General features: G+C 69.1%; 14 protein-coding genes. 11 read left to right on the forward strand and 3 right to left on the reverse strand.

Annotation, left to right across the window (positions count from 1 at the left end; genetic code table 11):
* Window positions 1–22: 22 nt before the first annotated feature.
* Together RIA68_09405 and rho are read right to left on the reverse strand one after the other, a co-directional pair.
* Window positions 23–949 (reverse strand): hypothetical protein, encoded by a 927-nt coding sequence (locus RIA68_09405; GenBank protein MEQ8317659.1) that lies wholly within the window; start codon window positions 947–949, stop codon window positions 23–25.
* 10 nt (window positions 950–959) lie between these two features.
* Window positions 960–2,204, reverse strand: coding sequence for a transcription termination factor Rho (gene rho, locus RIA68_09410; protein MEQ8317660.1), 1,245 nt, complete (start codon window positions 2,202–2,204; stop codon window positions 960–962).
* Between the two features lie 335 nt (window positions 2,205–2,539).
* On the opposite strand from rho, the gene ptsP reads away from it, so the two are divergent.
* From ptsP to RIA68_09460, 10 genes are all read left to right on the forward strand, one after another.
* Window positions 2,540–4,294, forward strand: a complete 1,755-nt coding sequence (ptsP, locus tag RIA68_09415; GenBank protein MEQ8317661.1) for a phosphoenolpyruvate--protein phosphotransferase — start codon at window positions 2,540–2,542, stop codon at window positions 4,292–4,294.
* Window positions 4,295–4,699: 405 nt separating this feature from the next.
* Complete coding sequence (locus tag RIA68_09420; GenBank protein MEQ8317662.1) at window positions 4,700–7,552, forward strand: Rne/Rng family ribonuclease; 2,853 nt, start codon at window positions 4,700–4,702, stop codon at window positions 7,550–7,552.
* A gap of 3 nt (window positions 7,553–7,555) precedes the next feature.
* Complete coding sequence (gene dxr, locus RIA68_09425) at window positions 7,556–8,755, forward strand: 1-deoxy-D-xylulose-5-phosphate reductoisomerase (protein MEQ8317663.1); 1,200 nt, start codon at window positions 7,556–7,558, stop codon at window positions 8,753–8,755.
* 40 nt (window positions 8,756–8,795) lie between these two features.
* Window positions 8,796–10,349 carry a hypothetical protein gene (locus tag RIA68_09430; GenBank protein ID MEQ8317664.1) on the forward strand — a complete coding sequence of 518 codons (1,554 nt, stop codon included), beginning with the start codon at window positions 8,796–8,798 and terminating at the stop codon, window positions 10,347–10,349.
* The gene (locus RIA68_09435) at window positions 10,336–11,898 is read left to right on the forward strand and encodes a hypothetical protein (GenBank protein MEQ8317665.1); all 1,563 of its coding nucleotides are present in this window, start codon (window positions 10,336–10,338) and stop codon (window positions 11,896–11,898) included. Before RIA68_09430 ends, RIA68_09435 begins: the two co-directional genes overlap by 14 nt.
* Window positions 11,899–11,988: 90 nt before the next feature.
* Window positions 11,989–12,819, forward strand: a complete 831-nt coding sequence (locus RIA68_09440; GenBank protein ID MEQ8317666.1) for a GC-type dockerin domain-anchored protein — start codon at window positions 11,989–11,991, stop codon at window positions 12,817–12,819.
* A gap of 25 nt (window positions 12,820–12,844) precedes the next feature.
* Window positions 12,845–14,623 (forward strand): hypothetical protein, encoded by a 1,779-nt coding sequence (locus RIA68_09445; protein MEQ8317667.1) that lies wholly within the window; start codon window positions 12,845–12,847, stop codon window positions 14,621–14,623.
* Window positions 14,624–14,737: 114 nt separating this feature from the next.
* Window positions 14,738–17,503: a DNA gyrase subunit A gene (gene gyrA, locus RIA68_09450; protein ID MEQ8317668.1), complete on the forward strand. Its 2,766-nt coding sequence runs from the start codon at window positions 14,738–14,740 to the stop codon at window positions 17,501–17,503.
* The gene (locus RIA68_09455) at window positions 17,500–17,862 is read left to right on the forward strand and encodes an STAS domain-containing protein (GenBank protein MEQ8317669.1); all 363 of its coding nucleotides are present in this window, start codon (window positions 17,500–17,502) and stop codon (window positions 17,860–17,862) included. Before gyrA ends, RIA68_09455 begins: the two co-directional genes overlap by 4 nt.
* A gap of 39 nt (window positions 17,863–17,901) precedes the next feature.
* Window positions 17,902–18,855, forward strand: a complete 954-nt coding sequence (locus tag RIA68_09460) for an AsmA family protein (protein MEQ8317670.1) — start codon at window positions 17,902–17,904, stop codon at window positions 18,853–18,855.
* A 9-nt stretch (window positions 18,856–18,864) separates the two neighbouring features.
* On the opposite strand, the gene RIA68_09465 is transcribed toward RIA68_09460, so the two are convergent.
* Window positions 18,865–19,968, reverse strand: coding sequence for a tetratricopeptide repeat protein (locus tag RIA68_09465; GenBank protein ID MEQ8317671.1), 1,104 nt, complete (start codon window positions 19,966–19,968; stop codon window positions 18,865–18,867).
* An 88-nt stretch (window positions 19,969–20,056) separates the two neighbouring features.
* Between RIA68_09465 and RIA68_09470 the strand changes: the two genes are divergently transcribed.
* Window positions 20,057–23,239, forward strand: coding sequence for a valine--tRNA ligase (locus RIA68_09470; protein MEQ8317672.1), 3,183 nt, complete (start codon window positions 20,057–20,059; stop codon window positions 23,237–23,239).
* Window positions 23,240–23,291: the final 52 nt, after the last annotated feature.

A 23,291-nucleotide genomic window follows, 5' to 3' on the forward strand; every position in this document is an offset into this window, starting at 1 on the left:
GGCCAAGCCTATGCCGCGCGTGCTAGCGGTCGGCCTCGAAGCTCAGGCTGAGCATCGCGAGCGCCAGCACGTGCCGGCGGTCGACCGCCGATTCGCTCTCCATGCCGCGATCAAACGCGTCGGCAATCTCCAGCCGCATCGCGCTGCCGTCGTCGAGCCGATGCCCGACGGCTACCTGTCGCCCGCCGAGCTTGAACTCCATCCGCTTCCAGGGGCCATTGAGCGCCAAGGCCAACCCCACCGGCCCAGAGACGAGGCCGGCAGCGATCGAAGCCGCGTTCAAGTAGTCGCGCACGATCGTGACCGACATCTCGGGAAGGTCGCCCTCGGGCGCGCGCTCCTCGCTGCCCACCGATATGCCCCAGGCATGAAGCCGCGCCGCCAGTCCCAGTCTTTCCTCGAGCGCCTCGGGGTCCTCTTCCTCGGCCGGCGGCGGCTCGACGGGGTCGAACCCGCGCACCCGCCACTTGCCCATCCGCCGAGAGACGTCGCCGAAAAGCCATCCGCGCTCATCCCGCAGCGAGTACCACGATTGCTCGCCGCTCCGCTCGGCCAAGGTCATGAGCGGCGCCCGCTCGAGCCCGCCCGGAAGGTCGTCGTGGAAGCGATACTCCCGCGTCGGCTGGGCCAAGAGCACGACGATCAGTCCCACGAGGCCGACGGCAACCGCCATGGCGAACCCAAGCAGCGGCGGTAAACCGATGCCGATGGGGATGAGCGCCGCGAGCAGCACCGTGGCCAGCACGCCGGCCAAGACCACGAAGAACCGCACGCGATTCACGCGCGGCCGCACCGCCAGCAACAAACGCACCGCCGAATCGCGGATGCCGATGCGGATGCGTTCGCCGTAGCGGTCCTGCGCTCGTACCAGGATGAATTCGTTGCCATCGACCAGCAGGTCGAGCCCGTCGACCGGCGGCACGAGTTCGGCTGGGCCAAGGGTCGCCATCGTGCTCGATTCAGGCCGGGCTCGCCGATCGGTTCGTGCCGATGAGCGCTTCGTTGCTCTCGAATCGCTTGAGCGCGCTCAGCAACTGCTCGATCTGCTGCGGCGGCGGCATCGAGAGCAACCTGCGGCGCAAGGCATTCACCGTCTCGAGCTCCTGCTTGGGCATCAGGAGGTCTTCCTTGCGCGTGCCGCTCGCCGCCAGGTTCATGGCGGGGAAGAGCCGGCGCTCGGCCACCTTGCGGTCGAGGATGAGCTCCATGTTGCCGCTGCCCTTGAATTCTTCGAAGATGACCTGATCGCCCTGGCCACCGGTGTCGACCAGTGCCGTGGCGATGATCGTGAGCGAGCCGGCCTCCTCGGTCTGCCGGGCGGCGCCGAAGATCTGGCGGGGCACCTCCAGCGCCTTGCTGTCGATGCCACCGCTCAGCGTGCGGCCGCTGCTCGAGTACTCGCGCGACCGGTTGAATGCGCGGCCAAGCCTCGTCAGCGAGTCGAGGATGATCACGACGTCCTTGCCGAGCTCGACCAGCCGCTTGCACCGCTCCATGGTCACGGTCGCGACCTGGATGTGCCGCTCGGCGTCGTGGTCGGCGCTCGACGCCACCACCGTCACCCGAGAGCTATCCCACGGCCGGTCCGGATCGTCCGGCCCGTGCCCGGTCAGCGATCGGCGGAAGTCGGTCACCTCTTCGGGCCGCTCGTCGACGAGCAGCACGAACAGCTCCGTGTTCTCGTGGTTGTGAAGGATCGCCGTGGCGATGTCCTTCAGCAGGGTCGTCTTGCCGGCCTTGGGCGGGCTGACCACCATGGCCCGCTGCCCGAAGCCGATGGGGCAGAACATGTCCACGAGCCGGCACGAGGCAGGGCAGCCGCGGTACTCAAGCGTCATCCGCGGACACGGATCGACGGTCGTCAATTCCTCGAAGGGCGTCGGCTGCGGCGCATCGTCGGGGTGGCCGCCCTCGATCTTCAGCACGCGGTCGGCCACGGGCGCCTTGGTGCCCCCGCCCCGCTGCGGGCGTCGATTCCGCCGATTGCGGTTGCGGCCGCCTCCCTGGCCGTTCTGGCCGACGGTGGCTTGCTTCTCGCCCAGGCGCACCTCGAGGCGCATGCCGGGCTTCAGCCCGAAGCGATCGACGAGCGAGCGCGGCAAGATCGGGTCGTCATCGCGGAATTGCACGGTATCGCCCACCAGGGGCCGAAGCCGGACATCCCCGCGCCGTGGTTGGTCCACCAGGCCGGAAAAGGTCGTCATGTTGTCCATCGTCCGCGAGATCCTCGCGTCAGAGAGCCAGACGAGGCCCCACTCGCGAAGATCGGCTTTCCCGTGGTATCGGTCCGCGAGGGGGCAACGCTTTGGGCCGCCCTGCGTGACTGACGTATCAGAGGCGTCTGTCGCCCCGATGTCAAACAAACCCGTCGGAGCAATCGGGCATTCCCAGCCCGACGCACGCCTCGCCCTTCTTAACGCATGGCCAGCCCCGCCGGATTCGACTATGCTCGGCGTTTGCAGGGTGCGGGGTTATCGGTAGCCCACCAGCGACACCCGCTCGGCGTCCATCTCTCACTCTCACGGAGCACGTCCCCGTCATGGAGGTCCTTCGCGGCATCGCGGTTTCGCCCGGCCTCGTCATCGGCCGCATCTTCCTGTTGGAAGACGAAGATCGCCGCGTCGTCCGCCGCTTCACGCCCTCGGCTGGCTCCGACGAAGAGGCCGCCCGCGCCAGGAGCGCGCTCGAAGCCTCCGTGGCCGACCTCCAGACCGTCAAGCACCGGGCCGAGAAGGAGATGGGCGAGGAAGCCGCGAAGATCTTCCTCTTCCACATCGGCGTGCTCCAGGATGCCTCGCTCCGAAACCCCATCTTCGAGCGCATCGAGAACGAGCAGATGGCCGCCGAGCACGCCGTCGAGGTCACCTTCGGCGAGTGGGCCACCCGCTTCTCGAAGATGGGCGACTCGGCCTTCACCTCCAAGGTCGACGACCTCGAGGACCTGCGTAACCGGGTGCTGGGCCACCTCATGGGCGAGCACAACCGCACGCTCGACGAGTTGGCCCACCCCGCCATCGTCGTCGCCGATGACCTGACGCCCTCCCAGGCGGCGGGCTTCAATCGCGAGTACGTGCAGGCCTTCGTCACCGATCGCGGCGGCCGCACGAGCCATACCGCCATCGTCGCGCGCGCCCTGAACATTCCGGCCGTCGTCGGCCTGCGCGACATCGCGAGCATCGCCGAGGAAGACACCACCATCATCGTCGACGGGCTCGAGGGCGTGGTCATCCTCGACCCCACCAACGAGCAGCTCGACCGCTACAAGGAACGCCAGGCACGCCTCGTTCGCCGCGAAACGGTGTGGAAGGAGCAGGCCTGCGAGCCCAGCGTCACCACTGACGGCCAGCACGTGCGCCTGCTGGGCAACATCGAGTTCCCCGACGAGATCTCCCACGTGCTCGAGGTCGGCGGCGAGGGCATCGGCCTCTACCGCACCGAGTTCCTCTACCTCACCAGCGACACCGAGCCTTCCGAGGAAGAGCACTACCAGGCCTACGTCCGCTGCATCCGCCAGCTCGAAGGGCGCGAGCTGGTCATCCGCACCGTCGACCTGGGCGCCGACAAGTACACCCAGCACACCTTCGAACTGCCCGAGCGAAACCCCTTCCTGGGCAATCGCTCGATCCGCTATTGCCTAAGCAACCTGCCGATGTTCAAGCGGCAGCTCCGCGCGCTCCTCCGCGCCAGCGCCGAGGGGCCGCTCAAGATCATGTTCCCGCTCGTGACCACCGTCCACGAGCTGCGCCAGGCCAAGTCCATCGTCCGCGACGTCATGGAGGACCTGGCCGAGGAGGGCGTGCCCTTCGACGCCGACGTGGCCATGGGCATGATGGTCGAGGTTCCCGCCGCCGCCGTCATCGCGTCGAGCTTCGCCCGAGACGCGGACTTCTTCAGCGTGGGCACGAACGACCTCGTCCAATACACCCTGGCCGTCGACCGTACCAACGAGCGGGTGGCCGACCTCTTCACCGCGATGCACCCGGCCGTCCTCCGGCTCGTCCGAGACGTCATGCGGGGGTCCAAGAGCCGCCAGATACCCGTGTCCTGCTGCGGCGAATCGGCCGCCGAGCTCGACTTTGCCGTCTTGCTGATCGGGCTGGGCGTGCGTACCCTCTCGGTGGGTTCGTACTCGATTCCGCAGGTCAAGCGGCTGGTGCGAAGCGTCTCCGCCGAGGAGTGCGCCCGCATCGCCCGGCGAGCCCTCTCGCTCGAATCGCCGTCGGACGTCACCGCGTACGTCCGAGAGCGTGTCCGCAAGGCCATGCCCGGCGTCTTCGATTCCGGCGAGGATTAGTCTCGATCCATCGGCGATATCGGCCGATAAGACTCAGACCGGGCCGCACTTTCGGCATCCGGCCAAACCCCACCCCCACGAGGGCCGTAGATGTTCGTGGGACCCGCTGGGGTGCTCGAAGACTCGCGCAACCACGGCCCTTGCACCCGCCCCGAGCCATCGGCCCGCGGCGGCGACTTGAGACGACAACTTCGACGCCCGCCAGAGGCCGCGGATTGGCCAGGCCCGGCCGGCGTCCACCAGGCACGATCGATTCCGATCACTGCCGTTCACACCTTGCGGAGCACGCCGAAGTGACCCCCCGAATCGCCCTCGCAGGCCCGACCGCCGCCCACGGGTGTGGCGTCGCCGGCCGCGCGGCGGTGGCGGGCGGACCGGCACTCCCTGCACGAGAGCGTCCACATCATGGCACGAAAGTCCAGCACCTCCGACAACGGCTCGACCACCAAGGCTGAATCGACCGACACCAAAAAGACCTCCAAGAAGACAACCAGGAAGAAGACGTCTCGCTCGTCATCGGGCCGCGGCCGCGGCCGATTCCAGAGCGACGCCATCGAGTCCAGCGGCGGCGCTCCCGGCGCGTCGCGCATGGTCGTCAACTACATCCCGGGCGACGAGTGCCGCATCGCCTTCGTCGAGGACGGCAAGCTCGAGGAATACCACGCCGAGCCCACCGCTTCGACGAGCCGCGTCAACAACATCTACCTGGGCGTCGTTCGCAACGTCAACACCGCCGTCCAGGCCGCCTTCGTCGACTTCGGGCTCGACGAGCACGGCTTCCTGCACACCACCGACGTCCACCCCCGCTACTTCCCCAAGAACGACAACGCCGCCGAGCGCGTGGGCATCAAGACCCCCCGCCGCGACCGGCCGCCCATCCAGAAGTGCTTCAAGCCCGGCGACCGCATCATGGCCCAGGTCTTGAAGGAGGGCGTGGGCACCAAGGGCCCGACGCTCACCAGCTACATCTCCATCCCGGGCCGCTACCTGGTCATGATGCCTGGCATGGACAACGTGGGCGTCTCCCGCAAGGTCGAGGACGAGGACACCCGCCGCGCCATGCGCAAGGTGCTCGACCAGCTCGACCTGCCCGAGGGCTTCGGATTCATCCTGCGCACCGCCGGCATGGAACGCACCAAGACCGAGCTCAAGCGCGACCTGGCCTACCTCAAGCGCCTCTGGAGCGACATGGACAAGCGCCAGAAGAGCAAGAAGGCGCCCCAGGCGCTCTACGCCGAGAGCGACCTCCTGCTACGCGCCCTTCGAGACCTCGCCGGCAGCGAGGTCACCGACATCATCATCGACGATCCCGGCGCCCTCGCCCGGGCCGAGCGATTCATCAAGATCGCCTCGCCCCGCAGCCGCCCGCAGCTCCGCCAGTACACCGGCTCGGCGCCCGTCTTCGCAGCCTTCGGCATCGAGCAGCAGATCCACAACATCCACTCGCGCGAGGTGCCGCTGCCCAGCGGCGGCCGCCTGATCTTCGACGAGACCGAGGCGCTCGTGGCCATCGACGTGAACAGCGGCCGCAGCCGCAGCGCCCGAGACGCCGAGACCAACGCCTTCAACACCAACATGGAGGCGGCCGACGAGATCTGCCGCCAGCTCCGCCTTCGCGACATGGGCGGCCTGGTCATCAACGACCTCATCGACATGCGCCACTCGAGCAACCGCAAGGCCATCGAGCAGCGCTTCGCCGAGCGACTGGGCCGCGATCGCGCCAAGAGCACCATCCTGCCCATCAGCGAGTTCGGCCTGCTCCAGATGACCCGCCAGCGCATGCGCTCCAGCCACGAGCGCACGCACTTTGCCGAGTGCCACCTGTGCAAGGGCCGCGGCGTCATCCGCCGGCCCGATAGCGTGGCCGCCGAAGCGCTGCGCGACCTTTCGCTCATCGCCAGCCACGACAAGGTCGCCCGCGTCGAGATGGTCGTGTCGGCCCAGGTCGCCAGCCACCTGCTCAGCGGCCGCCGCAAGCAGCTCAGCCGCATCGAGCGCACGAGCGGCGTGATCACCGAGGTCCGCGTCAGCGAGAACATGGCCGCCGAGCGTTTCGTGCTGCACGCCTACGACGCCAGCAACAACGACATCAACGTCGAGAAGCTGCCCAAGCTGCCGGATCCCGAGCAGTTCCTCGTCGAGGCCGAGGGCCTCGCCGACGCCGATACCACGATCGTCGACACGCCCGAAGCACGCGAGGACGGATCCCACCACCACGACGACGAAATCGATGAGGTGCACGCCGTCGAGGCCCACCCGATCGAACTCGACGCCGACTACGACGAGAGCGAAGAGGGTGACGAGCGCACGGGCCGGCGTCGCCGCCGGCGCCGGCGTCGTCGCCGCGGCGGCAGCGGAGAGGCCGCCCAGCGCGACGAGGCGGTTGCCAGCGATGACGACGACGAGCACGAAGAGGCACCGGCCGATACCGACGACCGCGAGGTCCACGACGCCGAGTCGGACGACGAAGACCGCCCGCGTCGCCGCCGCCGCCGTCGCCGACGCGGCGGACGGGGCCGCTCGGGCGCCAACGCTCAATCGCGTGACGACCGTGACGACCGTGACGACCGTGACGGCGAAGACCGCGACGACGACGGCCCGCCCGACTCGCTCGCCCGACGGCTCGCCAGCGCCCTGGCGACGCCCGTTCCGGAAGCAGAAGACGAAAGCGACGACGACGAGGTCCTCGAAGACCGCCAGGACGGATCTGCCGAAGACGAGCACGACGACGACCGCCCGCGCCGCAGACGTCGCCGCCGGCGTCGGCGTGGCGAGTCTCGCGATTCTGCCGTCGAGGTAGAAGCCGAAGAGTCCGACGCCGAGCCCACCGAAGCATCGGACGGCGGCGATGACGAGCAAGACGACGGCGATGAGCCCGATCGCCCGCGCAGGCGTCGCCGACGGCGCCGCGGCGGACGTGGCCGAAACCGGGGCGAGCGCACCGAAGACGCCGAGGTCGCCGCCGACGAGCTCGACGAACCCGTCCTCGACGAACCCGAAGCCGTCGAGGACGAGGTTGAAGAAGAAATCGAGGACCTCGTCGAAGACGAAGAGGACGAGGCGCCCACGGTCGAGGTCGTCTCCGCCGAGGAAGAGCCCGAGCCCGCGGGCCTCATCGAGCCTCGCCCCAAGCGTGGCCGACGCTCTCGCGGCGGCGACGGCTCGGCAGAAGAAGCGAAGGCCGACAAGAAGCCCCGCCCGCGCTTCCTCTATGCCGCCCACCGCCGCACCAAGGGCGGCGGATCCGACGGGGCCTGACGCATGGCCCCCCGTACGCGGCGGCTGATCGTCCTGGGAAGCACCGGCTCCATCGGCCGGCAGACCCTCGACGTCGTCGCCCATCTCGCGTCGCTCGCAAGGGCCAACGGCCAGGACCCGCCCATCGAGGTGGTGGGCCTGGCCGCCGGCCGGCGTGCGCGCGAGCTGCACGAGCAAGCCGCCGCGCACGGGGTTCCCCACACCGCGCTCTGCGAGGGCGACGACGACGCGGCGAACTTCATCGGCAGCGACGCGGCCGAACGCCTGGTGCGCGAGGTCGATGCCGACGTCGTGATGGCCGCCGTCGTCGGCGCCGCCGGCCTGCCCGCCACGCTCGCCGCCGTCGAGCTCGGCCGCGACGTCGCGCTGGCCAACAAGGAAACGCTCGTCGCCGCCGGCGCCCTCGTCGTGCCCGCGGCCCGGCATTCGGGCTCGAAGCTGCTGCCGGTCGACAGCGAACACTCCGCACTCTGGCAGTGCCTCCACGCCATCGCCGGCCCCGATGCCGCGCCGCCCATGACGCCGCCCGCGCACGTCGCGCGCCTCGTGCTCACCGCCTCGGGCGGCCCCTTCCGCACCGCCTCGGCCAGCGAGGTCTACAACGCCACGCCAGAGCAAGCCCTCGCCCACCCCACGTGGGACATGGGCCCCAAGGTCACCATCGACTGCGCCTCGCTCACGAACAAGGCGCTCGAGGTCATCGAGGCCCACTGGCTCTTCGGCTTCGAATCATCCCGCCTCGGCGTACTCGTGCACCCCCAGTCCATCGTGCACTCGCTCATCGAGACCATCGACGGCTCGGTGCTCGCCCAGCTCGGCGTCAGCGACATGCGCCTGCCCATCCAGCTCGCCCTGACCCACCCCGACCGCGCACCGGGCAGCACGCCGCCGCTCGACCTTGCCCAACTCGCCCGCCTCGACTTCGAAGAGCCGGACAAAGAGCGCTTCCCCGCCCTGCGGCTCGCACGCTGGGTCATCGACACGGGCGGCACCGCCGGCGCCATCTTCAACGCCGCCAACGAGGCCGCCGTCCACGCCTTCCTCGCCGGACGCGTCCCCTTCGGCCGCATCGGCGAGCTGACCCAGGACGCCTGCGAATCCGTCGAGGTCACGCCGCTCCAGACCGTGCAAGACGCCACCGACGCAGATACGCGCGCCCGGTCCCACGTCGAACGCCACATCGCCGCCGCAACGCGCTCGTAAGAATTGCAACCAGCAGGCGTAATGGCGGTATCCTCAGATCATGTCTGATCGCTTGCTCGCCCGCCACGGCGGCGTATACAAGAAGGCCATGCTCGCCATCGCCATCATCCTCGGCTTGGCCATCGTGCTGGTCGTGCTGGAGTACTTCGCCGGCGCATCGGCGAAGCTGGTCATCACCGACCGCTACAGCGCCGAGCTCGAACGGCTCTCGCTGGATCGGCAGGCCGAGTACGCGGGCGATGCTCCCAACGCCTACGAGGCTCTCGCCGCCATCGTGATGGACGCCAAGGCCGCCAACGACCAGTTGTTCAACGAACTGCTCGAACGCGCCGACGAGCAAGGTGCCGACGCGGACGATCCGTGGGCGTACGACGCGTTCGAGCCACTCTACTTCGTGCCCGACGAGGGCACGCCCGAGCAGTTCGAGGCCGCCCGCCGGCGAGGCGTGCAAGCCCTGCAAGACTGGGAGGCCCGCGGCATCTTCGCCCGCACCGCCGACCTGCCCGCGCTCGGCCCCGTCGCCCGGCCCGCAACCAAGAGCATCGTCGAAGACCTCATGCTGCCCTACACGGGCGCTTCACGCACCCTCGCCCGCGCCCAGGCCGCCCGCGGCCGCGTGGCTGCGGAGGCCGGCGACCACGCCACGCTCGTGCGCGCGACCGACGAGACGCTCGCCCTGGGCCGGCACATGGGCAACCACGGCTACCTCATCGATTGGCTCGTGGGCGTCGCCGTGCAGGAGCTCGCGCGGTCGTCCATGCTCGACTCGCTGCTGCTGCACCCGGCCAGCGACGAAACCGTCCTCCAAGACCTCGACGCCGCCATCGAACGCGAGATGCAGCATCGCATGCCAACCCTGGCCGACGCCCTCCGCGGCGAGCGGCTCTTCTCGCTCGACTCCTTCCAGCACTTCTTCACCGACGACGGAAGGGGCGGCGGTCGCTTCCTGCCCCTGCAGTACGCCCGTCATATCGACAGCGAGTTCGTCGACGCCCAGCCCAGCCTCACCCCTTTCGGCGACCGCAAGCTCTCCAACCTCCACGGTCGGCTCTACCTCGGACGCCGCGCCACCATCCAATGGTTCGAGGGCCTGTATCAGCGACAGATCGCTGCCGCCGAGGCGAACAGCGACGACTCGGCCGCCCGCAACGCCGAGCTTGCTCGATACGTCGACGCCGTCACGTGGCGCAACCCCGTGGCCCAGAACTCCAGCATCTTCTTTGGCACCTCGCGTCAAGTCGAACGACGCCGCAGGATCCAGGCCGCCGGCACCCGCGTGCTCCTCGCCATCGAACGCTACCGCTTGCAACACGGCGCACCACCTCCCACCCTCGGGGACCTGGGAGATCTGCTGCCGGACGACCTGCAGAACGATCCATATACCAACCAGCCCTGGCACTACGAGCCGAGTCCCGTCGACACGATGGCCGACGGCCAGCCGTTGCTACCGGGCGCGCACGCGTGGCCCTACACGCTGCGCAGCCAGCCGATGCCGGGCCACACCCCCAACCCACCCGAAGACCGCGGCATCGATCCGCGCTCGGGCGTGCTCATCGCCATGCCGATCCAGGGACCGCAGTATGACATGCCATAACGCTTCTCGCCGCGGCGCCATCCTTGCCAAGCTGGTCATCACGATCGCCGTCGTATTGCTGGCGCTCGTCATCCTCGTCATCGCCGAGGTCATCGCGGCCGTCAACGCCAAGCCCAGCATCACCGTCGACTACGGCCAACGCATCCACGACCGCATCCTCGAACGCCAGCGTGCCGCGCGCGGCGACGGGCCCAACCAGTGGTCGCGGTTCATCGAGATCATGGAACTGGTCGAGGCAGGACAGAACGACTTCGCGCAACGCAACGAGGCGTACCAACCAGCCGCGAACGATCCCTTCCCGGTCATCGACTTCTCGATCATCCGAGGCCCGTACGACGACCCCGCGGCCTATGGCATGGCCGACCTCGGCGTGTACTACGCCAAGGCCCGACAAAGAGGCATCGAGGCCCTCGACCACTGGCGCGACATCGGCGTCTTCGAGGCCTCCGCCGACCTGCCGGACCTCCACCCGATCGTCATGCCGGCCGACGACGCCCCCGCGGTCGAGTCGCCCTTCGAAGAGCTCCGGCTGTCGCGGGCGCTGGCCCGTGCGATCGGCGCACGCATGCGACTGGCCGCCGAGACGGGCGACACCGCCGGACGTATCCGAGCGTTTGAAGAAGGCGCCGCGCTCGCACGGATCCTTGCCGACAGCGGGTCCCTCCTGGGCTGGCTCACGGCGAACGCCATCGAGTCACTCGCGGTTCACTGCCTCATGCAGGACGCCTACCTCTTTCCCATCGACGATGCCACCCTCGCCGCCGCCGACGCCGTGATCGAGCGGGAGCTCGTCGACTCCTACGCCACCCTCGCCGACGCCATGGCCAACGAGCGCGACGCCGCGCTCGACCACGTCCAGCGGGTCTACACGGCCAGCGGCCGCTTCATCCCCCTCGCCCACGCACGCCTGTGCTACACCTACGACATCAACGACGCGCCCGAGGAGCTCCTGCCCCTGGGCGATACCGGCCTCTCCAACGTCCACTCGCGCCTGTTCATCGACCGCGACGCCGCCACGGCGTGGATCAACGACGCGTATGACCTGGCCGACGCCGCCGCGACCGCCACCGGCACCGACGCCGTTGCCGGCGACACCGCCCTCAAGGCCCACTACGCAGCGCCGACGTGGCGTAATCCCGCGTGCGACATCAGCCTCGAGCCCCATCGCATCATCGAGATGGCCCGGCGGCGCGACATCCAGATCGCCGGCTGGCGCGTCATGCTCGCTATCGAGCGCTACCGCCTGGCCCACGACGGCAACCCACCCGCAACCCTCGCCGACCTGAGCGACCTGCTGCCCGAGTCGCTCCGCACCGATCCCTTCACGGGCCAGCCCTGGCGATACGAGCCCATCGCCCAGACCACCGGCTGGAACTACCAACCCCTCGGCGTCCACGAAGTCGCGCGGCCCTACACCCTCGCCAGCCGCCCCCTCCCTGGCTTCGAGACCGCGACGCCCGAGTTCTTCAACCATCCCAACACCGGCGTGCTGATCACGATGCCAGTCGAGTTGCCGATGGATCGGCTTGGTCAAACTGGATCCCCGTGAGCGAGCACGCTCCGCGACTCTCTCGACGACCGGGGGCCGTGCAACGGGTGGCCGCCGACGCCCGTATGAGACACCGGAGGGGGAATCAGCATGCTGAAGCGGCTCATGATCGGAGCGGCCATCGCCGGCGCGGTGTCGGCCGCGCCCTGCCACGCGCAGGACGACCCTCGGGTGCTCTACAGCACGGAGTTCGGTTCGTTCGTGTTCACGCCCATGGCGTCGGCGCTGCGTGATCTGGGCATCGACGCGGAGCTGGCCTTTACCTCACGCGCCACGCGCGACGACTTGCTCGATGGGCCGTGGGACCTGGTGATCGTGCGTCGGACGATCCGCTTCGAGGCGCTGTACGAGGCCGAGATCCTGGCGCTGCTGCGCGACCACGTCGATGCGGGTCGCCCGCTGCACTTCCAGATGGCCGACCTGGAGCTCGTGCCCGACGGGTGGTACGACCTGCTGGGGCTGGAGGGGGCGGTGGATCTTCGGTTGCCGCTCAGCGACATTCGGGCACCCATTCCCGTGCACCCATCGGTTCCCAGCGTGGGGCTGCTCGGGCTCGATGACGAGCGTTTCCCGCCCGATTACGGGGACGCGCTCCTACCGGGCTCGGATGCATTCTTGACGCAATGGTACGAGTCCGACCAACGCGCATCGACGGTCATCTCTCACGAAGGACGTGTTCTTGTGAACGGCCAGCAATGGGACAATTGGGCCGGCGGACAAGGATTTGCGGCACGACAGATCTCGTGGTTGCTCGGCTGTAAGGCCGATCTCGATGGCGATGGTGAACTATCTATCTTCGACTTCCTCGAGTTCCAGACGCTGTTCGATGCCCGCGACGTGCGTGCCGACGTGTTCTATGACGGACGGTTCGACGTGTTTGATTTCCTGGAGTTCTTCAACCAGTTCCAAGCAGGGTGCTAGGCCACTTCGGACCCTACCCTCCCCCATGCGCACGCTCCTGGCCCTGCTCGTGCTCGCCCTGCCCGCGTTCTCGCAGGACGCCCCCCCCACCGGCCAGCCCGCCTTCGACGCCTTCGCCCGGGCCCGGGCCATCGTCCTGGGCGAGGAACTGCGTGAGCTCGAGCTCCCGCCGGCCTGGGGCGTCGCCGTCACCGTGCGCGAGGACGGCCGGCGGTTCACGGCCGATGCGCTCGCCTTCGACCGAGCCCGCGCCTCGCTCATCGACGCCGTCGCCCGCGAAGCGCGCACGCCCACCACCGACGCCGCCCGCCTCACCGTCGAACTCGCCGGCCGCCCCTCGGCCATCGCCGGCGAGCGCGGCCTGGCCGACGTGGCGCTCGCGATCCGCCCCGGGCTCGATGCCGTCGCCGTGCGCGCGGGCGACGCGGTCGCCGTGATCTTCCCCGACGCTGCGCTCGCGGGCGGCATGCTGCCCAGCGACATGATCGCCGCCGCCCTGCGCGAAGCGCTGGGCAACGACCTGCCCGCCACCGTCGAGCCCGGTCCCGGCGCTTGGACGCGCTACGCCGACGCCGCGCTCCGGCAGGGCGAGATCACCGCGTACCGCGCGCCCGTCACCGTGCTCGCCCAGCCGCCCGACGCCGTCGCCCCCACGCTCGTCCACCGCGGCGCCCGCGTCGTGGGCCTCATGGAGCTCACGCCCTCGGCCATGGTCGACTGGGCCGGCGACATGGCGCGCCACCTGCAACGCCGCCAGCACACCCGGCTCGAGCCCTACGGCCTCACCGGCACGCTCGACGCCCGCACGGGCCGCACGCTTTCGCCCATCGACGAACCGTTCAACCAGGCATTGGCCGCCCACGCGCTGCTCCGCTACGGCACGTCGACCTGGGCGCCCGAGCAAGACGCCGCCCGCGCGCGCACCACGGGCCTCGTCCTCCTCCGCCAGCTCGCCCTCGTCACGCCCGTGCGCCTCGGCGCCATGGCCGACCTGGGCGACGAAGCGCCCCTCGAGCCCGAGCCCTGGGCCGACGTTGCCTCCGCCGCGATGGTCCTGATCGCGATGGAAGCCTTGGGGCCCGAGGCGTTCGAGGCCTACCCCGAGCTCGCCGCCATGCGCGACCGGTGCGCGGCGGCCGTGCGCCCGCGCGTGGGCATCTCCATCACCGGCTCGGCCGTGTTCGATCCGCAGGCGCCGGCGACCGCCTACGCCCTCATCGCGCGCGCGATGGTGGCGCTAGGCAACTCCGACGCCGCCGAGCGCGACGACGCCGAGATCGGCCGCGCCGCCGCCCGCGCCATCCTCGCGCGCGTCGAACCCGAGCTGCTCGTCGCGCAGATGCCCTGGGTGCTCACCGCTCTAGGGCCCGACCAGCAGCTCGACGGGGCCGACGCGCTCCGGCAGATGCGCACCCTCGTGTGGAACCACCAGCTCGAGGGACCAAGCGTCGAGGGCGACAACCGCGACCTTGCCGGCGGCATCGTCTTTACCCGCGGCGGCACGCCGCTGCCCACCTGGCAGACCGCGCGCGCCGCGACGGCCATGGGCGCCCTCCTCCTGGACGAACGCCTCACGCCCGCCGACGAGCGCGCCAGCGAATTCTTGAAGCTCCTGCGAACCCTGCGTTTTCTGCGGCAATTGACCGCCGACGACGGCCTGGCCCACCTGCTGGCCGACCCTGCCCAGTCAGCCGGCGGCGTACGCGCTGCGCAGTGGGATCAGCGCCAGCCGTCGGTCGCGACCAGCCTGTCCCTGATGGCCGTCTGCGACGCCCTCGACGCGGCCTACAAGCCCGCCCCTTGAGGCCACCAAACCAGGGTTTTCGAGGCCCGGCCGACCTACAATCTCGCTTGCCAAATCGACCCGTTTGCGGGGCGTTTGTTTGGTGATCGACGACTGGCTTCGGAGGACTGCCGCTTGGCCGACGAGCATGATCAGGCTGGAATCTTGGACGACGGCGACCAGGGCGAGCCATCGCAGGCGCCGGTCATCGGCGGCGGCCGAATCGTCGATCTCGAGATCGACCGCGAGCTCCAGGAAAGCTACCTCACCTACGCCATGAGCACCATCATGGACCGGGCCCTGCCCGACGTCCGCGATGGGCTCAAGCCCAGCCAGCGACGCATCCTCGTCGCGATGAACGACAACAACCTCAAGCCCGGCCGCAAGCACCTCAAGTGCGCCAAGATCGCCGGTGACACCAGCGGCAACTACCACCCCCACGGCGAGAGCGTGATCTACCCCACGCTCGTGGGCCTCGCCCAGAAGTGGCGCATGCGCGTGCCGCTCATCGACCCCCAGGGCAACTTCGGCTCCATCGAAGGCGACCCGCCCGCGGCCATGCGCTACACCGAGGCCCGCATGCACCACGCGGCCGTCGACATGCTCCAGGACATGGACCTGAGCACCGTCGACATGCAGCCCAACTACGACGACCGCCTGCTCGAGCCAAAGGTCTTGCCGGGCCGCTTCCCGAACCTGCTCGTCAACGGCTCGCTCGGCATCGCCGTGGGCATGGCTACGAGCATGCCGCCGCACAACCCCAGCGAGATCCTCGACGCCATCACGCGCGTCGTCGACAAGCCCGAGATCGACCTCATCGAGCTCATGCAGGACGAGGTCGACGCCGACGGCAACGTCACGCGCCTGGGCGTCAAGGGCCCCGACTTCCCCACCGGCGGGGTCATCGTCGGCCGCCGCGGCATCGGCGAGGCCTACGCCAACGGTCGCGGCAAGGTCTACCTCCGCGGCGTCTGCCACGTCGAGGAGTTGAACAAGGACCGCCAGCAGCTCGTCATCGACGAGATTCCCTACAACCTCAGCCAGCGCAACTTGGTGGAGAAGATCGTCGAGGCCGTTCAGGACGAGCGCATCAAGGACATCAGCGACATCCGCAACGAGAGCGGCCGCCAGGCCATGACCCGCGTGGTCATCGAGCTCAAGCGCGGCGCCGACCCGGCCGTGGTCGAGAACCAGCTCTATCAGTTCACCCCGCTGCAACAGACCTTCAGCATCATCAACATCGCGCTCGTCGGCCGGCGCCCGGTCACGCTCGGGCTCAAGGAGCTCATCGAGCACTACATCGACCACCGCGTCGAGGTCATCCGCCGCCGCACCGAGCACCTGCTCCGCGAGGCCCGCCGCAAGGCCCACTTGCTCGAGGGCCAGATCTACGCCGTCATCGACATCGACGAGATCGTCAAGCTCATCCGGAGCAGCTCGACCCGCGAGGAAGCGATCCAGAAGCTCATGGATCGCCGGTACCGCATCCCGCCCGAGCACCCGGCCGCCAAGCAGATCCCCCAGCGGCTGCTAGACCACGTCGCGAAGTTTGAAGAGCTCGGCGGCGTCGCGCTCACGCGCCACCAGGCAGAGCAGATCGGCTCGATGCGGCTGATCCAGCTCGTGGGCCTCGAGATCGAGCGCCTCGTCGACGAGTACGCCAAGCTCGCCGCCGAGATCGCCGACTACGAGGACATCCTCGCCAGCCGCCCGCGCGTGCTGCAGATCATCCGCGAAGACTGCGAGGCCATGAAGGCCCGCTACGGCGACGACCGCCGCACCGCCATCGAGGACGCCGTGGGCGAGATCGACATGGAGTCGCTCATCCGCGAGCACGACGTGGTGGTCACCATTAGCCGCGGCGGATACGCCAAGCGCGTGCCCGCCGAGACCTACCGCGCCCAGGCCCGCGGCGGCAAGGGCATCCGCGCCGGCACCAGCAAGTCTTCTGGGGGCGACGAAGACTTCATCCAGCACCTCTTCGTCGCCAGCACGCACGACCACCTGCTGTGCTTCACCAACACGGGCCGCGTCTTCAAGATGAAGGTCTACGAGCTGCCCGAGATGGCCCGCACCGCCAAGGGCCGCGCCATCGTCAACCTGCTCGACCTCAAGGAAGGCGAGAAGGTCTGGGCCTTCCTGACCATCAAGGACTTCGAGGCCAACAGCCAGTTCCTGACCTTCGCGACACGCGGCGGCATCGTCAAGCGCACACCCTTGCGAGCCTACCGCAACGTCAACCGCTCGGGCCTCATCGCCGTGGGCCTGAAGGAAGGCGACGAGCTCTACGACGTCGCCCTGACCAACGGCAACGACGACGTCCTGCTCGTCACCAGCAACGGCATGGCCATCCGCTTCGCCGAAGACGACGTCCGCGTCATGGGCCGTTCGGCCGCGGGCGTGAAGGGCATCGACCTCGCCGACGACGCACGCGTCATCGGACTGGTTGCCATCCCGATGGTCGAGGACGACGACGGCGACCTCATGACCCATCCCGACGCGCTCGAGCGGAACCTCTGCCTGCTCACCGTCACCGAGACCGGCTACGGCAAGCGCACGCCCGTCGACGAGTACCGCGTCCAGCCCGAGACCGGCAAGCCCCGCAGCCAGAGCCGCGGCGGCAAGGGACGCCGCGACATCGCCACGGGCGAGCGCAACGGCGACGCCGTCACGGCCGTCGGCCTGTTCGACGGCCAGGAGATCATGGTCATTTCCCGCAGCGGGCAGCTCGTCCGCATGGCCGGCGAGAGCATCCGCGAGACCAACCGAGGCACCAAGGGCGTCCGCGTCGTCAAGCTCAACGCGGGCGACGACGTCATCGCCGTTGCGCCAGTGGCCGAGAACGACGCCGAAGACTCCGCCGAATCGGCGGGCGGCGACGGAGGCGAAGCCGAGTCATGACCACCGATTGGTCGGACGACATCGTGCTGGCCCACCTGGCCGACGAGCCCGCGCTCAGCGACGAGCTCGGCACGATCCTCGAGCGCATCCGCGGACTCGAGGGCTCCGACGCGATGCCGAGCGTCGTCCTCGACTTCTCGAACGTCACCTACATCAACAGCTCCAACATCGCCCAGCTCCTGCAGCTGCGCCAGGCGCTCGAGGCCGCGCAGCGTCAGCTCCGCCTCGCCAGCGTGGGCGGAGACGTTCTCGAGGTCATGCGCACGACCGGCCTCGACCGCGTCCTGCAGTTCTCGCCCGACATGCTCACGGCACTCGCCAGCGTGCAGATCGATGACCCTCCCAAGGACGCGGAGTAGAACAGCCGTCCATGTGAGGCAATCGCCGGAGAAAACGCCTTGAAACTCCTCCTCAAGATACTCACCATTGCGCTCGTGCCGCTCGTCGGCCTCGTGGTGCTCGCGATCGTGCTCGCGTGGATCTACGTCGACAGCCTGGCCGAGCGCGGCGTGGAGCGAGGCGCAACGTACGCGCTGGACGTCGACACCCAGCTCGACTCGGCCGACGTCGGCATCCTCGCGGGCAACGTCGAGCTCTCGGGCCTGACCGTCGACAACCCCGAGGGGTTCGAGGCCGAGCACTTCCTCACGCTCGACGATGCCGACATGAACGTCTCGCTCGACTCGCTGATGGAACAGACGGTCGAGGTGCCCAGCCTGGTCCTCACCGGCATCGACCTCCGGCTCGAGCGCACCGTCGACGGCGCCAACTACCGCGTCATCATGGACAACCTCGGTCGCTTCGAGAGCGACAAGGACAAGGCCCCCGATCCCGACGCCAAGAAGTTCGTCATCCGCACGGTCGAGGTCCGCAGCGTCACCATCCACGCCGACGTCGTGCCCATCGGCGGCGCCATAGGCGACCTGACCAGCGCCAAGCTCACCGTCGACGAAGTCGTGCTCCGCGACGTCGGCTCGGGCGGCAAGCCCATGTCCATCGCCGAGATCACCACCGTCGTGCTCAAGGCCATCCTCGCTTCGGCGATCGAGGTCGGGGGCGGCGTCATCCCCGAAGACGTGCTGGGCGAGCTCGGCGACCAGCTCGGATCGCTGCTCGACCTCGGGGAGATGGGCGTGGGTACGGTCGAAGGGCTCGGTGAAGCCGCGGCCGACCTGATCGGCCTGGACGTCGAAGAGGCCGTCAGCGAAGCGGCAGACACCGTGGGCGAAGCCATCGAAGAAACGGGCGAAGCCATCCAGGAAGAAGCCGAGCGTGCCCGCGAACGCCTCGGCGGCCTGCTGCCGGGCCAGAAGAAGCAAGAGCCCAAAGAGCAGCCGAAGGACCCCGGCTGATCCGCCCGCCTACCTCGGCTGAGACTTGAACTCGCGCTGGTCGGCCAGCCGCTCGGCCAGCTTCGCCGCCCCGGCGTGCCCCGCTTCCTTCGCACGCCGCGCATACGCCAGCGCCGTCGGTCGGTCATCGGCCCGATCGAGCCACACCGCAGCTTCGAAGGCAAACTCCGGATCCTTGGGCTTCGCGTCCGACGCGGCCCGGTAGAGCTGCGCCGCCTCGACGGGCCGCTTGAGCATGCCGTAGCACTCGCCGGCCAGCCGCAGCACCGGCTTGGTCCGCATCGCACCGGGCGAGAGCGAGTTGATCACCACCACGGCCTTCGAGGCATCGCCCATGCGCTTGAGTGCTCGAGCCTGGATGATCTTCCACGCGTCGCTCTCGGGGTCGTGGTGTCGCGCCCGGCCCGCATGCTGTAGCGCCATCTCGGCCTTGTTTTCGCGCAGCGCGATCTCGGCCAGCATGCCCCAGATGCGCGGGTCGTCCGGCGACGCGTGCCGTGCCCGAGCGAGCGCGGCCGTGGCCGGGGCGTAGTTGCCCGCCTCGAGCTCGGCCTGCCCCAGGAACAGCGCATACTGCGGGTTCGAGGGCTCGGCCTCGTGCGCGAGCCGGAGGTGCGCGATGGCCTCGGTCTGCCGGCCCAGTCGAGAGGCAAGCGTGCCAGCCGCGAAGTGCAACTGCGGATCGGTCCGCCCCAGCGTGATGGCCTGCGAGAACTGGTCGTACGCCGCCTCGTCGTCGTCGATCGCCAGGTACGCCTGCGCCAGCGCGACACGGAGCTCGCGGTCGCGATCGGCCCGCGCGACCATCGGCTCGAGCACGGCGAGCGCCATCGACGGCTCGCCGTCGGCGATGTACGTCCGCGCTTGCTCCAACGCGGCGGTAATGTCGGCGGACTTGGGCGGGCTGCCGACCGACGCGGCGGCCGCCGAACTCGGAGGCGGCTTGGCGCCCTGCCAGAACACGGCCAGCGCCACGACCAGCCCGATCGACAGCACGCCGACCGCGAGCGTACCGATGCCCAGCCCCTTGCGAGGTGGCTCCTCGGACTCGTATCCGGGGAATCGAGATGGCAGCCGGTCCAGGGCGAGCCTGGCCTCTTCACGCGTCGTCATTACGCCTAACTATCGGCTTGCTACACTCGCTTTTCACATCCTCCGGCCCGGATAACTGCCGGCAGACCAAGTCTCGGCCCCTTCGACCATGCCCGAACTACCCAAGCAATACGACCCGAAAACCGCCGAGGCCGACGCCTGGCGACGGTGGGACGACGCCGACGCCTTCTCTGCCGATCCGCGGGCCGTGCTCCGAGGCGATCGCAAGCCCTACGCCGTCGTTATTCCCCCGCCGAACGTCACCGCCCGCCTCCACCTGGGCCACGCCCTGAACACCACCGTCCAGGACGCCCTCGTCCGCGCCCACCGCATGAAGGGCTTCGAGACGCTGTGGATGCCCGGCACCGACCACGCCGGCATCGCCACCCAGACGGTCGTCGAACGCCGCCTCATGGAGACCGAGGGCAAGCGGCGCACCGACTTCTCCCGCGAAGACTTCGTCGCCCACGTCCAGGCCTTCAAGGACGACTTCGAGGCCCAGATCACCGAGCAATTCAAGGCCATGGGCGCCTCGTGCGACTGGGCCCGCCAGCGCTTCACCATGGACGAGATCTGCGCCCGCGCCGTTCGCGAGGCGTTCTTCGTCTTCTTCCGCGATGGCCTGATCTACCGCGGCAAGCGCCTCGTCAACTGGGACCCCGTCACCGGCACCGCCCTGGCCGACGACGAGGTCGACATGGTCGAGGTCGACGGAACCTTCACCTACCTGCGATACCCCCTCGTGCACGCGCCCAAGAACGAGGACGACCCCCGCGACACCGAGCCCGTCACCTGGAGCGAACTCGCCGCCCGCGGCTATCCGGCCGACCACATCGAAGGCGAGGACGAAGAGCCCGCCTACCTCACGGTCGCCACCACGCGCCCCGAAACCTACCTGGGCGATACCGGCGTCGCCATCAACCCAAAGGACACGCGCGCCAAGGCTCTCCGGGGCATGCGCGCGCAGCTCCCGATCGTCGGCCGCGTCGTGCCGATCGTCGAAGACGACTACGTCGTGCTGCCCGACCCCGAGAGCGACGACGCCAAGGCGAGGATGGCCACCGGCTTCCTCAAGGTCACCCCGGCGCACGACCCCAACGACTACGAGATCGGCCGCCGCCACCACCTGCCCATCATCAACGTCATGGCGCCCGACGCCAGCATCAGCGCCGACTTCGGCTGGGCCGAGGCAGACCCCGACGGCGCCCGCGACGCCCACATCTTCATGGGCAAGCCCCGCGAGGAAGCACGAAAGCTCGTGCAGCGAGAGTTCGAGGCCCGCGGCCTGCTCCAGGGCATCAAGCCCCACCGCCACAGCGTGGGCCACAGCTACCGCAGCCACGCCGCCATCGAGCCCTACTTCACCGACCAGTGGTACGTCCGCGTCACCGACGACAAGCTCCGCGGCAGCGCCCAGCGCGCCCTGCACCGCACCCAGCGCGAGAGCGAGGGCTTCAAGCCGCGCACGGGCGTCAAGAGCGACTCGACCATCAAGTTCCACCCCGCCCGCTACGCCAAGACCTACGAGCAGTGGCACGACAACCTGCGCGACTGGTGCATCAGCCGCCAGCTCTGGTGGGGCCACCGCATCCCGGTATGGAGCAAGGCCTTCGGAACCTTCACCAACTTCATCGGCGAGGAAGACTCCAAGCAAGACAAGCTCGTCAACCTCATGATGAGCCTGCGCGACCACGACCACTCGACGCCCATCGTCTACCGCTTGGTCAGCGCCAGCGACATGGGCGTGCCGCTGCGAGACCCCGCCGAGATCCAGGAGTGCGAAGACCTGGTCTGCCTCGTCTGCGTCCGCCGGCCCGGCCCGTTCGAGACCGAGAAATACGGCACCATCGAGTTCGAGGCCCTGCTCGAAGAGGCCGGCTTCGAGCGCGACCCCGACGTGCTCGACACGTGGTTCAGCAGCGCCCTCTGGCCCATCTCGACCATGGGCTGGCCCGAGCCCGCCATCGCCGGCGACGAGTTCGACGGCCTACTCGACGCCTTCAACCCGACCAGCGTGCTCTGCACCGCACGCGAGATCATCACGCTGTGGGTCAGCCGCATGGTGATGTTCAACCGCTACTTCCTCGTCACCCAGCAGCAGGAGCCGGGCACCGGCGCGGTCCCCTTCAACGACGTCTTCATCCACGCGATGATCCAGGACGGCCAGGGCCGCAAGATGAGCAAGAGCCTGGGCAACGGCGTCGACCCGATGGACATCATCGAGAGCCACGGCGCCGACGCCATGCGCTTCACGCTCGCCCACATGACCACGCACACCCAGGACGTGCGCATGCCCGTCGAGGCCGACCCCAAGACCGGCCGCAACACGAGCCCGAAGTTCGACATGGGCCGCAACGTGTGCAACAAGCTCTGGAATGCCGCCCGCCTGGTGCTGGGCATCCTCGATCAGTGCGACCCGCCGCCGGCCTCCATCAACGCCGGCGACCTCGGCGTGCTCGACGCCTGGATGCTCGCGCGCGTCGGCCAGGCACTCGACGAGATCGACGAAGCCCTCGCCGACTACAACTTCCACGCCTACGCCGAGGCGTTCTACAACCTCTTCTGGCGCGACTTCTGCGACTGGTACCTCGAGGCCATCAAGCCGACCGTCCGCCAGGATGCGAGCCAGCGCGGCGTCATGCGCCTCGTCCTCGAGGCCATCCTCCGCGTCGCCCACCCCGTCATGCCCTTCATCACCGAGTCGATCGGCGAGCAACTCGGCCAGCACCCACTGCCGCAGGTCGATGGCCTGTCGCTGGGCGATGCCCGCGAGTCGGCCGTGCTCGCAACCGCCGCATGGCCCTCGGCCGACGAGTCGATCCGCAACGCCGACGCCACCGCGCTCTTCGAGCGTGCCCGCGGCCTGGTCACCGCCGTCCGAGAGGTCCGCGCCAAGCACAACGTCAAGCCCCGCCGCATGGTCACGCTGCACGCCCCGAGCGAACTGGCCGACGCGCTCGAACCGGTCGCTAGCATCGTGCACACGCTCGCGGAGCTCGAAGCCATCACCACCGACCCCGCCGAGGGCGAGGCCGCCACGTTCACCTTCGACGGCTGGGAGCTGCGGCTCTCCAACCTCGCCGACGAAGTCGACGCCGGCGCCGAACGCGAGCGGCTCGAGCGCGAGATCGCCGAGCTCGATGGCTCGCGCAAGACGCTCGAGGGCCGCCTGAGCAACCCGGGCTACACCGAGAAGGCGCCCGCCAAGCTCGTCGAACAATCCCGCGAGCAGCTCGACCGCGTCAAGCAAGACCTCGCCACCGCCCAGCAGGCCCTGGAGCGACTGAGCTGAGGCGCGCCCTCCCGCTGCTGCTGGTCGCTCTCGCGCTGCTGACCGGCTGCGC

This window comes from Phycisphaerales bacterium, assembly GCA_040217175.1.
In the GTDB taxonomy this organism is placed as follows: Bacteria; Planctomycetota; Phycisphaerae; order Phycisphaerales; family UBA1924; genus JAHCJI01.